Source organism: Dietzia sp. SYD-A1, assembly GCF_015356725.1.
GTDB lineage: Bacteria > Actinomycetota > Actinomycetes > Mycobacteriales > Mycobacteriaceae > Dietzia.
This window is the reverse complement of sequence record NZ_JADDKI010000283.1, coordinates 1-14,793: the sequence shown is the minus strand read 5'-3', so window position 1 is coordinate 14,793 and position 14,793 is coordinate 1. Positions and strand designations below refer to the sequence as shown.

At 69.5% G+C, this 14,793-nt stretch carries 13 protein-coding genes; 9 read left to right on the top strand and 4 right to left on the bottom strand.

The window, feature by feature from the left end; all coding sequences use genetic code 11:
* Positions 1-255 precede the first annotated feature (255 nt).
* From IY392_RS12005 to IY392_RS19610, 3 genes are read left to right on the top strand one after another with little or no spacing between them, the layout of a single operon-like run.
* The gene (locus IY392_RS12005; RefSeq protein WP_231750265.1) at positions 256-951 is read left to right on the top strand and encodes a hypothetical protein; all 696 of its coding nucleotides are present in this window, start codon (positions 256-258) and stop codon (positions 949-951) included.
* Positions 903-1,910 carry a tRNA (adenosine(37)-N6)-dimethylallyltransferase MiaA gene (gene miaA, locus IY392_RS12000; protein WP_194861342.1) on the top strand — a complete coding sequence of 336 codons (1,008 nt, stop codon included), beginning with the start codon at positions 903-905 and terminating at the stop codon, positions 1,908-1,910. Before IY392_RS12005 ends, miaA begins: the two co-directional genes overlap by 49 nt.
* Positions 1,911-1,945: 35 nt before the next feature.
* A complete protein-coding gene (locus tag IY392_RS19610; RefSeq protein ID WP_231750263.1) occupies positions 1,946-2,653 on the top strand; it encodes an IclR family transcriptional regulator in 708 nt (235 codons plus the stop codon).
* A gap of 81 nt (positions 2,654-2,734) precedes the next feature.
* Here IY392_RS19610 and IY392_RS11990 read toward each other — a convergent pair whose 3' ends face one another.
* Positions 2,735-4,915: a malate synthase G gene (locus IY392_RS11990; protein ID WP_194861341.1), complete on the bottom strand. Its 2,181-nt coding sequence runs from the start codon at positions 4,913-4,915 to the stop codon at positions 2,735-2,737.
* Between the two features lie 119 nt (positions 4,916-5,034).
* On the opposite strand from IY392_RS11990, the gene dapF reads away from it, so the two are divergent.
* Positions 5,035-5,919: a diaminopimelate epimerase gene (gene dapF, locus IY392_RS11985; protein WP_194861340.1), complete on the top strand. Its 885-nt coding sequence runs from the start codon at positions 5,035-5,037 to the stop codon at positions 5,917-5,919.
* A gap of 56 nt (positions 5,920-5,975) precedes the next feature.
* Positions 5,976-7,424, top strand: coding sequence for a GTPase HflX (hflX, locus tag IY392_RS11980; protein ID WP_194861339.1), 1,449 nt, complete (start codon positions 5,976-5,978; stop codon positions 7,422-7,424).
* A 98-nt stretch (positions 7,425-7,522) separates the two neighbouring features.
* Here the strand turns inward: hflX and lexA are convergent, their stop codons facing one another.
* Positions 7,523-8,191 carry a transcriptional repressor LexA gene (gene lexA / locus IY392_RS11975; RefSeq protein WP_017836910.1) on the bottom strand — a complete coding sequence of 223 codons (669 nt, stop codon included), beginning with the start codon at positions 8,189-8,191 and terminating at the stop codon, positions 7,523-7,525.
* 228 nt (positions 8,192-8,419) lie between these two features.
* On the opposite strand from lexA, the gene IY392_RS11970 reads away from it, so the two are divergent.
* The 3 genes from IY392_RS11970 (at position 8,420) to IY392_RS11960 (ending at position 9,981) form a co-directional block, all read left to right on the top strand.
* The gene (locus tag IY392_RS11970; RefSeq protein WP_156607182.1) at positions 8,420-8,782 is read left to right on the top strand and encodes a hypothetical protein; all 363 of its coding nucleotides are present in this window, start codon (positions 8,420-8,422) and stop codon (positions 8,780-8,782) included.
* Between the two features lie 114 nt (positions 8,783-8,896).
* The gene (gene nrdR / locus IY392_RS11965) at positions 8,897-9,355 is read left to right on the top strand and encodes a transcriptional regulator NrdR (RefSeq protein ID WP_107756583.1); all 459 of its coding nucleotides are present in this window, start codon (positions 8,897-8,899) and stop codon (positions 9,353-9,355) included.
* An 80-nt stretch (positions 9,356-9,435) separates the two neighbouring features.
* Complete coding sequence (locus IY392_RS11960) at positions 9,436-9,981, top strand: hypothetical protein (RefSeq protein ID WP_194861338.1); 546 nt, start codon at positions 9,436-9,438, stop codon at positions 9,979-9,981.
* Between the two features lie 30 nt (positions 9,982-10,011).
* On the opposite strand, the gene hrpA is transcribed toward IY392_RS11960, so the two are convergent.
* Complete coding sequence (hrpA, locus tag IY392_RS11955; RefSeq protein ID WP_194861337.1) at positions 10,012-13,926, bottom strand: ATP-dependent RNA helicase HrpA; 3,915 nt, start codon at positions 13,924-13,926, stop codon at positions 10,012-10,014.
* A gap of 47 nt (positions 13,927-13,973) precedes the next feature.
* The gene (locus tag IY392_RS11950; protein WP_017836905.1) at positions 13,974-14,162 is read right to left on the bottom strand and encodes a hypothetical protein; all 189 of its coding nucleotides are present in this window, start codon (positions 14,160-14,162) and stop codon (positions 13,974-13,976) included.
* A 47-nt stretch (positions 14,163-14,209) separates the two neighbouring features.
* Between IY392_RS11950 and IY392_RS11945 the strand changes: the two genes are divergently transcribed.
* Positions 14,210-14,793: hypothetical protein (locus IY392_RS11945; RefSeq protein ID WP_228549338.1), on the top strand; the 584-nt coding region annotated here is incomplete at its 3' end.

Below are 14,793 nucleotides of genomic sequence, written 5' to 3'. Positions count from 1 at the left end.
GGTCGGTGCGGACGCTCCGGGGTTCGCCACACCGGGGCTGGTCGGTGACTGGTCGCTCATCTGGTCCTCATCTCGTCCCGCCGCGTGACACGGCACCATCGCCGGAAAATCCCACCGGTCGTCGCCTCACCGGCCCCGTGAGGGGTCGGTATCCCCCTAGTGTGTACCAAGCTCTGCCCGGGCGCCGGGGTATCTTCCGCGAGTCCGGCAGAGTCCTGAGGTCGGGCTCCGGTGGTGGTCAGTAAGGTTCTCGGTGTGAGCACCTCTGTCGTAGTGGTACCCGGAGCACCGGTCCTGGTGCCCGAGCTGTCAGGGGCAGCGGCAGGGGAGTCGGCCGCGCAGGTCGACGCGGTGGTGGCGATGCTCAGAGCCGCCGGGGCCGGCGTCGACAGCGCTCTGGTGCGGGGAACGGATACCGCGGGCCGGACGATCGGTGACGTGAGTTCGTCCCTGGTGCGATGGGGCGCGGAGGTGCCAGTCGGGCGGCCCGGGGCACCGCAGGCCGATCACGAGGAGGTCCCCGACGCCGCGCTGATCGCCTGGTGGCTGCTCGACCGGGCCGGGATCGACCTGCCCCGGTCCTTCGTCGGAGTCACCGCTGCCGGGCGGCTCCCACGGCTCCAGAGCGCGAACACCCTCGTCGTCGTCGTGGCCGACGGCCCCGCGTCGCTCTCCCCCCGCGCGCCCGTCCCCGAGGATCCGCGCGGCGTCGCCCTCGATGCCGACCTGACCGGGTGGTTACGGAACGGCGGTCCGCTCCCGGATCCCGGGGACGTGGTGGCGCAGGCGGTGGGGTGGTGGAGCAGGCCCGCGTGGCTCGAGCTCTCCGGGCTGGTGGGGCACCGGGCGGCCGTGGAGTCGATCTCGTGGGCCCCCTTCGGGGTGGGGTACCACAGTGCTCGATGGGCCTTGTCGTCCTCGGACTCCGCGGCGGCGGGGGACCAGGAGTGAGCGGCCCAGTACCGGTCGCCGTGGTGGGGCCGACCGGGACCGGGAAGTCCGAGCTCGCCCTCGATCTGGCGGAGCGGCTGGGCGGGGAGGTGATCAACTGCGACGCCATGCAGCAGTACCGGGGCATGGACATCGGCACCGCGAAGCTGCCGCTGTCCCTCCGGCGCGGGATCCCGCACCACAGGCTCGACGTGCTCGACGTGACGCAGACCGCGAGCGTCGCCGATTTCCGTCGCGAGGCCGAACGCGAGGTCGCCGAGATCCGGCGACGCGGGCGCGTACCGATCCTGTGCGGGGGGTCGATGATGTACATCCAGGCACTGGTCGACGACTGGGCCATCCCGGACACCGACCCGCAGGTCCGGGCCTCCTACGAACGGCGCCTCGAGGAGATCGGGGTACAGGCGTTGCACGCCGAGCTCGGCCGCGTGGACCCCGAGGCCGCGCGGTCCATCCTGCCGACTGATCCCCGCCGGACGGTGCGGGCACTGGAGGTGATCGAACTGACCGGGAAGCCGTTCTCCGCCTCCAGGCCGACGATCGGCGACCCCCGGTGGGGCACACGCCTGCTCGGCCTCCGCTGCGCGCTCGGAGAACTGGATGAACGGCTGGAGGCGCGTACCGTCCGGATGTTCGATGACGGGCTGGTCGCGGAGGTGCGAGGGCTCGTCGGACTCGGACTGCTCGAGGGCGTGACGGCCCGTCGGGCGATCGGGTATGCGCAGGTACTCGACGAGATGGACGACGACCTGGCGATCGACGAGGGGGGAGTGGCCCGCGCCCGCGAGCGGACGGTGATCGGCACCCGACGCTACGTCCGCAGGCAGCGGTCCTGGTTCGGGCGTGATCACCGCATCAGGTGGATCGACACCGACACCCGTCCGGTCGACGGGGCACCTGGCGGTGGTCGGACGCCCCTGGACGCCGCGCTCGAGATCCTGGACGGGGTGCAGCGGTGAGCTCACCGAACGCTGGTCGAGGACGTGTCCAGTCGGTGGACAGGGCGTTCGCCCTGCTCGACTCGCTGGCCCGCCGAGGCGGTCGCGCCACTCTCGGCGAACTGTGCGCTGATACCGGATTGGCCGCGGCGACCGTCCACCGACTCTGCGGGACCCTCGCCGAGACCGGTCATCTCCGTCGGGACACCCGCCGCGACTATCTGCTCGGCCCCCGGTTGCAGCGGATCGGTGAGGTGGCGGCACAGGCGACGCGGTCGTGGGCGACACCGGTCCTCGAGGCCGTCGTCGAGGGGACCGGCGAGACCGCCAACCTCGCCGTCCGCGACGGGGACGGCGTGGTGTACCTCGCCCAGGTACCGTCACCGCATTCGATGCGGATGTTCACCGAGGTGGGACGCCGGGTGCACGTGCACTGCACGGCGGTGGGCAAGGCGTTGGCCGCCCGAGACCACGACGACGAGGTCCGCGCGATGCTCGCGAGGACCGGTATGCCCGGGTACACGGACTCCACGATCGTCGAGCCGGACACCCTGATCGAGGAACTCGAGCGCATCCGGCGCGTGGGATTCGCCACGGACGAGTCGGAACAAGAAGAGGGGGTCCGCTGCGTCGCGATCACGGTCGGGGCGGGCGCCGCCGCGGTCGCCGTGTCCGCGTCGGGTCCCGAGGCGAGGTTCACCGAAGAGCGCCGCGACGCCGCGGTGGACATCCTGAGGGCCGCGGTGGCCCACCTGCACCCCTGATCGGCCGGACCGGCCGGTCGCGGGACCCGCTACCCGGGGGTGCGGGTGGCGGGTCCCGCGAGATGCCGGGTGGGAACCGGTCTACAGCCCGTTGGCCGCCTTGAACTCGCGACGGCGGCGGTGCAGGATCGGCTCGGTGTAGCCCGACGGTTGGCGGGTCCCCTCGAGGATGAGCTCGCGGGCCGCCTGCCAGGCGATCGAGGATTCGACGTCCGGCGCCATGTTCCGGTACGCCTCGTCACCGGCGTTCTGCCCGTCGACGATCTCGGCCATCCGTCGGAGCGAGTCCTCGACGTCGTCCGCCGTGATGATGTCGTGGCGGATCCAGTTGGCCAGCATCTGCGAGGAGATCCGCAGGGTGGCGCGGTCCTCCATGAGGTTGACGTCGTGGATGTCCGGCACCTTCGAGACACCGATTCCCTGCTCGACCCAGCGGACCACGTAGCCGAGGATGGTCTGACACGAGTTGTCGACCTCCTCCTTCTTCTCGGCGTCCGACCAGGTGGTGTCCGGTGCGAGCGGCACCGTGAGGATGTCGTCGACACTCGCGCGGGCGCCGCCGGCGAGCAGCTCCTCCTGGCGGGCCATCACGTTGACCCGGTGGTAGTGGGTGGCGTGCAGCGTGGCGCCTGTCGGGGAGGGCACCCACGCGGTGTTCGCGCCGGCGCGGGGCTGACCGATCTTCTCGGCGAGCATCTCCGCCATGAGGTCGGTCTTGGCCCACATGCCCTTCCCGATCTGCGCTCGGCCGCGGAGTCCGCACGCGAGACCGGTGTCGACGTTGAAGTCCTCGTAGGCGGTCATCCACCGGGCGGACTTCATCTCGCCCTTGCGGATCATCGGCCCGGCTTCCATGGAGGTGTGGATCTCGTCGCCCGTCCGGTCGAGGAATCCGGTGTTGATAAAGACGACGCGCTCCGTGGCCTCGGCGATGCAGGCCGCGAGATTGACCGAGGTGCGGCGCTCCTCGTCCATGATCCCCACCTTCAGGGTGTTCGCCGGCAGGCCGAGGAGTTGCTCGACCCGGCTGAACAGCTCGGTGGTGAACGCGACCTCGTCGGGTCCGTGTTGCTTGGGCTTGACGATGTAGATCGACCCGTGCCGGCTGTTCCCGCGCTCGTTGCCCTCGGCGATCCCGTGCATCCCCGCCAGGGAGGTGATGAGAGCGTCGAGTATCCCCTCCGGCAGCTCATTGCCGTCGGCGTCGAGAACCGCCGGGTTGGTCATCAGGTGACCGACGTTGCGCACGAAGAGCATGGAGCGGCCGTGGAGTCTGACCTCGCCCGCGCCGTCGGGAGCGGTGAAGACCCGGTCGTCGTTCAGGACGCGGGTGAAGGTCTTGTCGCCCTTGGTGATCTCCTCGGACAGGTCACCCTTCATGAGGCCCAGCCAGTTGCGGTACCCGAGGGTCTTGTCCTGGGCGTCGACGGCGGCGACGGAGTCCTCGAAGTCCATGATGGTGGAGACGGCGGACTCCAGGACGACGTCCTTGACGCCCGCGGAGTCCGTGGAACCGATCGGGGAGTCCGGGTCGATCTGGATCTCGATGTGCAGCCCGTTGTTGCAGAGCAGGACGGACGACGGGGATGCGGACTGACCGAGGTACCCCACGAACTTCTCCGGGGCCTTAAGGCCGGTGGTCGACCCGTCGGCGACGGTCACCTGGAGACTGCCGTCGACGACGGCGTATCCGGTGGAGCCCACATGGCTGCCCGACGCCAGCGGCACGGCGTCGTCCAGGAACTCGCGGGCCCAGGCGATGACCTTGTCGCCGCGGACCTTGTTGTACCCCGAGCCCTGTTCCGCCCCGTCCGACTCCGGGATCGCGTCGGTGCCGTAGAGCGCGTCGTAGAGCGATCCCCACCGGGCGTTGCCGGCGTTGATCGCGAAGCGGGCGTTCATGACCGGGACGACGAGCTGCGGTCCGGCGACGGTCGCGATCTCCGCGTCGACGTTCTCCGTGGTGACGGAGACGGAATCCGGCTCGGGAACCAGGTAGCCGATGTCCCGCAGGAACTGCGTGTACGCGCGCTGGTCGATCGGGGCAGGGTTCTCGTGGTGCCAGGCGTCGATCTTGGACTGCAACGCGTCGCGGGTCTCGAGCAGTTCACGGTTGCGGGGGGCCAGATCCGTGAAGATCTCGGAGACACCGGCCCAGAACGCGTCGGGATCGACCCCGGTGCCCGGGATCGCCTCGGTGTTGACGAAGTCGTAGAGGACCTCGTCGACCTGAATACCGCCGACAGTGATGCGTTCGGACATCGATGCTCTCCTCACATAGGGACCGTTCCTGCAGACGACTCTAGTGCTCACGAGCCCTGTGATCATCCGTCTTTTCCGCAGGGTGGAACGGGGTGCCGGGGTCGCTAGACTCGGATGCCATGACCTCCACGCCTGTGACCGAACCGTCCGAGGGACTGTCCTTCATCAAGGGTCACGGATCTCTCAACGACTTCGTGATCCTGCCCGACGACCGGGCGGAACTGGGGCTCGACGAGGACCTGGTGAGGGCGCTGTGCGACAGGCGGGGCGGACTCGGCGCGGACGGGGTACTCCGGATCGCCACGGCCGGTGCCCTGGTCGACCGGGGCGTCCTCCCCGCTCTGCCGGACGGCGTCGATGCCGTGGACTGGTTCATGGACTACCGGAATGCGGACGGTTCGATCGCGGAGATGTGCGGCAACGGCGTGAGGGTGTTCGCCCACGCCCTCGTCGCGACCGGCCGTGCCGGGGTCGGCCGGATCGCCGTCGGCACCCGGTCCGGTCCCCGTCCCGCCGACATCCTCCACCACGACGACACCCACGCCGTGGTCCGTGTGGACATGGGTGAACCCGTGCTCCTCGGGGTGTCCTCGGCGGAACTCGCCGGACGCGTGTACGCGGGCCTCGCCGTGGACATGGGCAACCCGCACCTCGCGTGCGTGGTCCCGGGTCTGGGGGCCGCGGGGTTACGCGACCTACCGGTGCACGAGGCGCCGGTCTACGACACCGCGTTCTTCGGCGAGGGGGTCAACGTGGAGTTCGCCACCCCGCTGGTGGACGGACGGGTGTCGATGCGCGTCCATGAGCGGGGATCGGGGGAGACGATGTCCTGCGGCACCGGCATCGTCGCCACCGCCGTCGCGGCTCTGGCCGACGCCGGAGAGGCCACGGGCGAGGTCCTGGTCTCCGTCCCCGGGGGCGAGGTCGGGGTGACCCTGACCGGTTCCGGTTCGACCCTCACCGGACCGTCCGAGCTCGTCGCGCACGGGTGGTACACAGGGTGACGCCCGGCTCCGTTCGCGGAGGCGTCGTGGACGCATCTGTGAGATGATGCTGGTGGATGACTATCGATGACGCCGCCCCTGACCAGGCCACACGAGACCATGACCCTTCGGTCGGAGACTTCCAGCTCGAGGAGCGCTCGTCGCTGCGCCGAGTCGTCGGCCTGTCGACCGAGCTCCAGGATGTCAACGACGCGGAGTACCGCAAGCTCCGTCTGGAGCGTGTCGTCCTGGTCGGGGTCTGGACCGAGGGCACGTCAGCGCAGGCGGAGGCCGCCATGGCCGAGCTGGCCCAGCTCGCCGAGACCGCGGGCTCGGAGGTCTGCGATGCGTTGATCCAGCGGCGCGACAAGCCGGACCCCGCCACCTACATCGGTTCCGGTAAGGCCAGGACCCTCAAGGACGTCATCGCCGCGACGGGCGCGGACACGGTGATCTGCGACGGTGAACTGACACCCGGCCAGCTCATCGCCCTCGAGAAGGTGGTCAACGTCAAGGTGATCGACCGCACCGCCCTGATCCTCGACATCTTCGCCCAGCACGCCACCAGTCGTGAGGGCAAGGCCCAGGTCTCGCTTGCGCAGATGGAGTACATGCTCCCGCGGTTGCGCGGCTGGGGCGAGGCGCTCTCCCGGCAGGCCGGCGGCAGGGCGGGGAGCAACGGTGGCGTCGGGCTCCGTGGCCCCGGTGAGACGAAGATCGAGACCGACCGCCGCCGGATCAGGGAGCGCACCGCCAGACTCCGCCGGGAGATCAAGGGCATGAAGCAGGCGCGCGACACCAAGCGTCATCGACGGCGCGCGACCCCGGTGCCGTCGATCGCCATCGCCGGGTACACCAACGCCGGCAAGTCGAGTCTGCTCAACCGACTGACGGGCGCGGGAGTGCTGGTCCAGAACGCACTGTTCGCGACCCTGGACCCGACGACCCGGCGCGCCGAGCTCCCCGATGGGCGAGTGGTGGTCTTCACCGACACCGTCGGATTCGTCCGGCACCTCCCGACGCAGCTCGTCGAGGCGTTCCGGTCGACGTTGGAAGAGGTCGTCGATTCCGAGCTCCTCCTGCACGTGGTGGACGGATCTGACACGTTCCCGTTGCGCCAGATCGACGCCGTCCGGACAGTCATCAACGACGTCGTGGAGGAGCAGCACGCCGAGAGGCCCCGCGAACTCGTGGTGATCAACAAGATCGATGTGGCCGACCCCGTCGTGCTGACGGAGCTGCACCACGCGCTACCGGACGCGGTGTTCGTGTCGGCGGCGACGGGTCAGGGTTTCGACGAACTCCTCGAGAGGATCATGGGGGTGGTCGCCTCGGGGGACACGCGGGTCACGCTCGAGATCCCCTTCACGAGGGGAGACGTGGTCTCCCGTGTCCACGCGGAGGGCGCTGTGGTCGCCGAGGATCACACGAAGGACGGAACCCGGATAGAGGTTCGACTCCCCGCCTCAGTGGCGGGAGAACTCGACGAGTATCGCGTCCCCGACCGGCGTGACGGGGTCGCCTGACCAGAGCGCCGTGAGGGTCCGATCTGCCCTGACCCACGTCGCGATCGTGGTTCCCGCCTCGGCCGGGTGAGGTCAGGCGACGCACCATCGGCACAGGCTCAGAGCTTGCGGAAGACGGTCACGACCTTCCCGAGGATCGTCGCGTGCTCTCCGGGGATGGGACGGAACGAGGGGTTGTGGGGCAGGAGCCAGACCCCGGTCGAATCCCTGCGGAACGTCTTGACCGTGGCCTCGCCGTCGATCATCGCCGCCACGATCTCGCCGTTGTCGGCGACATTCTGCCGACGGACCACCACATAGTCGCCGTCACAGATCGCGGCGTCGATCATCGATTCGCCGACAACCCTGAGCATGAACAGGTCTCCTGATCCCACCAGGTCGGAGGGCAGGGGGAATACCTCCTCCACAGCCTGCTCGGCGAGGATCGGACCGCCGGCCGCGATCCGCCCCAGGACCGGGACGTAGACCGGTTCGACGGCTCCGCCGGGCCGTACGTCCTCCTGCGCGGGTGCACGTCGCCCCCGCGATCTCTGACCGGGGACGCCGTGGACGTCGACCGCCCGCGGCTTGTGGGGGTCGCGGGTCAGGAAGCCCTTCTTCTCCAGGGTCCGCAGCTGATGGGCCACGGAGGAGGTGGACTGTAGGCCGACCGCATCACCGATCTCCCGGATGCTCGGCGGATAACCCCTCTCCTTGACGGTGTCGTGGATGTGCAACAGCACGCTCTTCTGGCGTGTCGTCAGGGCCTCGAAGTCTGGTTTGGGCATGCGGCGGTCCCTTCAGCGAATGGGTGTTCGACGTCTCTTTCTGTGTACACCCTACGTCGGACCGGGCGGGGGCGCCACACAGGTGTTCGAAGAATTCGCGCGCAGGTGTCGACTCTGTCGGACCCGCGTGATACAACTCTAGGCACGTTCGGGTTCGAACAGATGTGCACAAATAGTCACACGAGTGTGCGAATCCGGTTCGCACGGAGTGTCGAGTGGGGAGTGGTCATGACCGTCCTGGAAATGCAGCAACGATCGCGTCCGTCCATCCCGTGGACGGAGGTGTGTGCGACCGCGCACGACCGGTTCGATTCACCCAGGGAGGGGACGCGCGTCCCTGCCGAGGTCCCGTCCGTCACCCGCACCCTCGACCGTGGCCGGAAGGTGCCCACGCGGTCGGTGGCACCCGGTCGCCGGGTGAGCGTGCGGACGGCGTCCACGGGTCAGGTCAGGGCGTGCGGGGTGGAGGCGAGACCGGCTGCACCGGTGGTGGACGACGTGCCGACCTGGGCGCTGGTGGTCGGCGGCATCGTCTTCGGAATCCTGATGCTGTTGGCGTTGGCCCTCGTGGGCGGGCCCGCCTACGCGTGACCCACGGCATCGCCTTCTAGAATGGTCCCGGGACGGCGGCCCGTCGCCCTCGCACCGCTGTCGGCTCCGGCCGGTGGACCGGTTCGGACCAGGTCGACGAATGGCGAAGCTGGAATGTACTGCCCCATATGTCACCACGAGGACTCTCGGGTGATCGATTCGCGGTCGGTCGACGAGGGGCAGGCGATACGGCGTCGACGCGAGTGCCCCGAATGCGGACACCGGTTCACCACCCTTGAGACACCGCTGTTGACCGTCCTCAAACGCAACGGCGTGACGGAACGTTTCAGTCGGGACAAAGTGGTCCGCGGCGTGCGCCGCGCCTGCCAGGGGAGGTCGGTCGACGAGGACGCGCTCCGGCGGCTCGCTCAGCAGGTCGAGGATGCGGTCAGGGCCGGCGGGGCGTCCGAGGTTCCCGCTCATGAGATCGGACTGGCCATCCTGGGACCTCTCCAGGATCTCGACGAGGTCGCCTATCTGCGCTTCGCCTCCGTGTACAAGCAGTTCAGTTCCGCAGCAGACTTCGAGCGCGAGATCATCGCACTCAGAGAGCGCCACGCCGCTCACCGGTGAGCGAGGGTTCTTCGACGTAGCGACGAGCGCGGGCCCGCCGCGTTGAGCCCCGTTCCGCGGCACTGATCTACTCTCAGACCATGCTCCGGGTGGTTGCGAGCGCGTCACTGTTGGTGCCGTTCATCGTGATCGCCTGGCTGGTCATCGGGCCTCACCACCCGGTATTCCCGTGGGCGTTCTCGGCCGGTGTCCTCGGGATCCTGGGCGTTATGGGCCCCGTGCCCGAAGCGATGATCCCGAGGTGGGTGACCGCTACGACGCAGCGGACGATCCACCGCGCCCGCTTGTTCGGTATCCCCTCCGTACTCCGTGCGCTGGATCGGGTCGGATGGAATCGCGCTCTCGGGCGACGCGTCAACTCGTGCCATGGTCGGACTGGGTTGGTGGAGATTCGCGCCAGGGCCACGCAGAGCCTGGTCGCCCACGGGGTGGGCGCGGGGATCCACGCCGCGGTGGGCATCCCACTCGTGTTCGCCGGCGCCTGGTGGAGCGCGGTGATCGTGGTGGTACTCGGTGTCGGCGTGCACCTTGTTCCCGTCGCGATGCAACGGTACGTGCTGGCGAGGGTGGATCGGGTGGACCGAGTGATTCAGGCCCGCGGGGCTGGGCGAACCCCGGATTCGTGAGCGAGAGGTAGCGAGGCGGGCGTCGTGGGCTCACCTCCCGGTCCGGCGGGAGAGAGCGGCGGTCACCGCCTTCTCGATCCTCTCGGCGGAGACAGGGCGCGAGGTGCCCAGGGACTGTGCGAAGAGTCCGACGCGATACTCCGCCAGCATCCATCGCAGATCCCGGGACGTCCTCGCCCCACCCGGTCGCCCGCGCAGTGCCGCCGTCGCCTGTGCCACGGTTGCCTCCGACTCCTCGAGCCGTGCGGTGAGCTCCCGATACCTCGCCGGTGACTTCTCCGCCAGGTCGAGCCTGAGGTCGATCGCTCTCACATGACGCTCCAGTTGCGGCAGGACCTCGACGGGGTGACGCGCGAGGAATCCCTTGCCCACGAGGAAGTCCAGCGCGGGTCGGACATCGTCTGCGACATCACGCGGGGTCTGCTCCAACCGCGCCGTCACCGATCGCGCGGCGACCAGCGCCGGGAGAGCGGCGGTGATCGACGCCGAGACGGCGCCCGGCGCTTCGGCCCTGGCCCGCGCACGCAGCTCCTCGAACTCCTGCACGGTGAGTACCGGCACCCCCTGACGTGCGGCGAGCATCCGTCCACACGCGGCCAGGGCCGCGTCCGAGACCAGTCCGTCGGCGCCGCCGTGGGGATACTGGGTGAGCGCGAGGCGCTGCTCCACCGGACGGCCCCGGAGTATCGCCGCCGCGGTGATCACATCCTTCGAGATCATCGTCAACACGGCCGCGGCCTGAGCGGCCCTCCTCTCCTCCTCGGTGGCGCACGCGATCCGGTGGAGGCCGTCCGGGCGCACCTGCAGCGCCGGATAGACCGTCACCTCGACACCGTCGACCGTCCCGCTGATCGAGGTCTCCAGGTCCCCGATCGTGTCCGCGGTCCAGGTCCGATGGGGCCCGTCGTCGGGGACGAGTCGCGAGTTGAGCGTGGCTCGGACCTTCTCCACCAGGCGGCTGCGCAGGGCGGCGAGATCGGTACCCGAGGCCACCACCTCGTCGCCGTCGACGACCTCGAAGCGCATGCGCAGATGGCCGGGGAGGTGTTCCGGATGGAATTCGCGGGGATCGACGGTCGTCCCGATCCTGGCCGAGAGCGCCCCGGCGAGAGCCACCGGGAGAGGAGCCGAGCGCGGGGTGAGATCTCCGGCCAGCAGCTGTGCGTATTCGGCGGGAGGGGAGCACAGACGCCGTAGGTACTTGGGCAGAGTTCGCAGCATCTCGGTGTACAACTCCTCCCGAAGGCCGGGGACCAGCCACTCGAAACCGGAGGCCGCGACCGAGGACAACTGGGGGAGAGGGATCCGCACGGTGATGCCATCGGAGTCGACACCAGGGTCGAACGCGTACCTGAGCTCGAAATCCCGCTCACCCTGCTTCCAGATCGGCGGGAACTCGGAGGCGGCCGGAGCGGTGTCCGAGGTGCGGATCCGCTCGGGCGTCAGTCGTAGACGGTCCGGATCCTTGCGGCCCTGCTTCTTCCACCACGACTCCAGGTGGCGCCCAGAGGTGATGTCGGTGGGGAGTCGCTCGAGGTAGAACTCGACCACCGCGTCGTCATCGATGACCAGGCCCCGGCGCCTGCTCCGGGTCTCCAGTTCGCGCGCCTGCTCCACCGCCGCGGCGTTCTCGGTGATCACCGGGATGCGGGTTGACCACCGGCCCTCCACGATGCCGTGCCGGACCAGCATCTCCCGGGCGAGCGGTGCATCGACCCGGGACAGGAGGATGCGGCGCGATTCGACGACGGGCAGACCCAGGAGGAGAACCTTCTCGTAGGCCATCGCGGCGCCCTGGGCGTCGGACCAGTGCGGCTCGGAGTACTGGGACCGGACCAGGTGCGCCCCGAGGGTTTCGATCCACGCCGGGTCGATGCGCGCGACATCACGGGCCCACAGCCTGGACGTCTCCACCAGCTCGGAGGCCATGACCCAGCGCGGTGGTCTGCGGGCGAGATCGGAACCGGGGAACACCTGGAAGCGGATGCCGCGGGTGCCGCGGAACTCCCTGGTGTCCTCGTCTTTCATCCCGACGTTGGTGAGCAGGCCGGACAGGATCGCCTTGTGGAGGTCGTCCTCCGCGGCGTGGCCGGACGGCGGATGCCAACCCCGGTCCCGGCACATGCTGGTCAACTGGGCGGTGAGGTCTTGCCATTCCCGGATCCGCAACCAGTGCAGATACTCGGCCTTGCACATCTTGCGGAACGCGCTGCCAGAGAGTTCGCGGCGCTGTTCCGTGAGGTAGCGCCACAGGTTGAGGTAACCCAGGAAGTCCGAGGACTTGTCGGCGAACCGACGGTGGAACTGGTCCGCCTTGTCTCGGTCCTCGGCGGGTCGCTCCCGCACGTCCTGAACCGTCAGCGCCGCCACCACCACCAGGACGTCCCCCAGCGCGCGGTTGCGGTGGCCCTCCACCACCATCCGCGCCAGACGGGGATCGAGGGGGAGGGACGCCATGTCGCGACCCACCCTCGTCAGGTGCGGGCGCCCGTCGTCGTCGATCCGGAGCGCACCGAGTTCGGTGAGCAGCGTCATCCCGTCCCGGACGGCCTTGCGGTCGGGTGGTTCGACGAACGGGAAATCGTCCACGGCGCCCAGGTCGAGATCGGCCATCGACAGGATGACCGACGCCAGATTGGTGCGCAGGATCTCCGGGTCGGTGAACTGCGGCCGGGAGTCGAAGTCATCCTCCGAGTACAGGCGGATGCAGATGCCGTCGGCGACGCGGCCACAACGGCCGGCGCGCTGCGCGGCGGAGGCCTGTGAGATGGGTTCGATCGGCAGTCGCTGGACCTTGGTGCGTGTCGAATAGCGGGAGATCCGCGCGAGGCCGGTGTCCACGACGTAGCGGATTCCCGGAACCGTCACCGAGGTCTCCGCGATGTTGGTCGACAGGACGACGCGCCGGGTCGAGTGCTGACGGAACGCCCGTTGCTGCTCGGCGGCGGTGAGCCGGGCGAAGAGAGGGAAGATCTCCGTTGCCTTGAACCTCCGGCCCCGGAGCACCTCCTCGGCGTCGCGGATCTCGCGCTCGCCGGACAGAAACACGAGGACGTCGCCATCCCCTTCGGCGAGGAGTTCGCCCACGGCGTCGGCGAGCGCGTCCAGGGGATCCAGGTCGACGGTGCGGTCCGCGTGGTCGACCCGGAGCGGCCGGTACCGGATCTCCACCGGGAACGTGCGACCGGAGACCTCGATGACAGGGGCGGGCCGGCCCGCCGCATCCGCGAAGTGGCGCGCGAAGCGGTCCGGGTCGATCGTGGCGGAGGTGATGATGACCTTGAGGTCCGGTCGGCGGGGCAGGATCTGCCGGAGGTAGCCCACCAGGAAGTCGATGTTGAGACTGCGCTCGTGCGCCTCGTCGATGATGATCGTGTCGTAGGCGCGCAGCAGCCGGTCCCTCCGGATCTCGGCGAGCAGAATGCCGTCGGTCATGAGTTTGACGGCCGTGTCGGCGCCGGTGCGGTCGTCGAATCGCACGGCGGAACCGACCAGGTGGCCGGGCTCCGCTCCGAGCTCCTGGGCGATGCGTTCGGCGACCGTCCGGGCCGCCAGACGGCGGGGCTGGGTGTGTCCAATCATCCCACGCACGCCTCGGCCGAGTTCCAGACAGATCTTGGGGATCTGGGTGGTCTTGCCGGACCCGGTCTCCCCGGCGATCACCACGACCTGGTGGTCGCGGATCGCCGCCGCGATCTCGTCCTTGCGGGCGCTGACCGGGAGGTGCTCGGGGTACTCCGGTGTCGGGATCGACCCGGCGCGCCGACGCAGTCGTTCGGCGGCGTCGTCGATCCTCCTGCCCAGGTCGGCCACCTGGTCCGCGCGCGCCTTCCGGATCCTCGACCGGAGCCGGTGGGCGTCGAGGATGCCGACGTCATCGAGTCGGACGAGCAGATCGTGCCGGGCCCGGCGCAGGTCGGGGGCGGGCTCGGAGGACGTCGTCATGGTGTACACCAGCGTATCGCCAACCGGTGACCGCACCGATCCGGGTGTCAGCCCGATGAGCCGTCCCGGCGCGACTGGAGGCGGGTGTAGCGCTGGTGGAGTCGCTCCCGGATCTCGTCGGGCTCGTAGGCCTGCCGCCGGCGTTCGGTCCGCGCGGCGAGGATGCCTGTGGCCGCCACGCCGACCACTCCGGCGGCGCCGACCACCTTGAACCACTGCCGTCCGCGGGGTGCCATGGTCCAAGGGTAGGTCCTACGGCCGCGTCACCTGGCAGGATCGCGGCATGAGCCTCGACACCGTCCCGCTCGCCGCCGCAGCCCACCGCACCCGGACCGGGGACCTCTGGCTCTTCCGTGGGCGCACGACCGCCGACAGGCTCATTCAGACCCTGACCAACTCCCCCGTGAACCACGTGGGGGTGGCGGTGGTTCTCGACGATCTACCGCCGCTCCTCTGGCACGCCGAGATGGGTCGCGCGCTGACGGACGTCTGGACGGGTCGCAGGCAACGCGGCGTCCAACTGCACGATCTCGAGGCGGCGGTGCGTCAGTGGACCGGGCCGTACGGACAACGTGCATGGTTCCGGCAGATCAGCCCGGAGACCGGTGAGGCGCAGGAGGACGCGGTACTGGAGACGATCGCCCGCCTGAACGGTGTGTCGTTCCCCTCCGCGGGGCGCCTGACCGCCCGGTGGGCCCGGGGTCGGTGGGCAGCTCGGGGACGGCGCCGATCCGTCCGCGACGCCGGCACGGGGCCCGGGTCCGGAGGGGACGGTGAGGCCGGTGCCCAGGGGAGGCGGGGCATCGGTCTCCCGTGGCGCAGAACCGTCGACACCGGGCCGGTACTGCGCATGGAGGCCGCCTATTG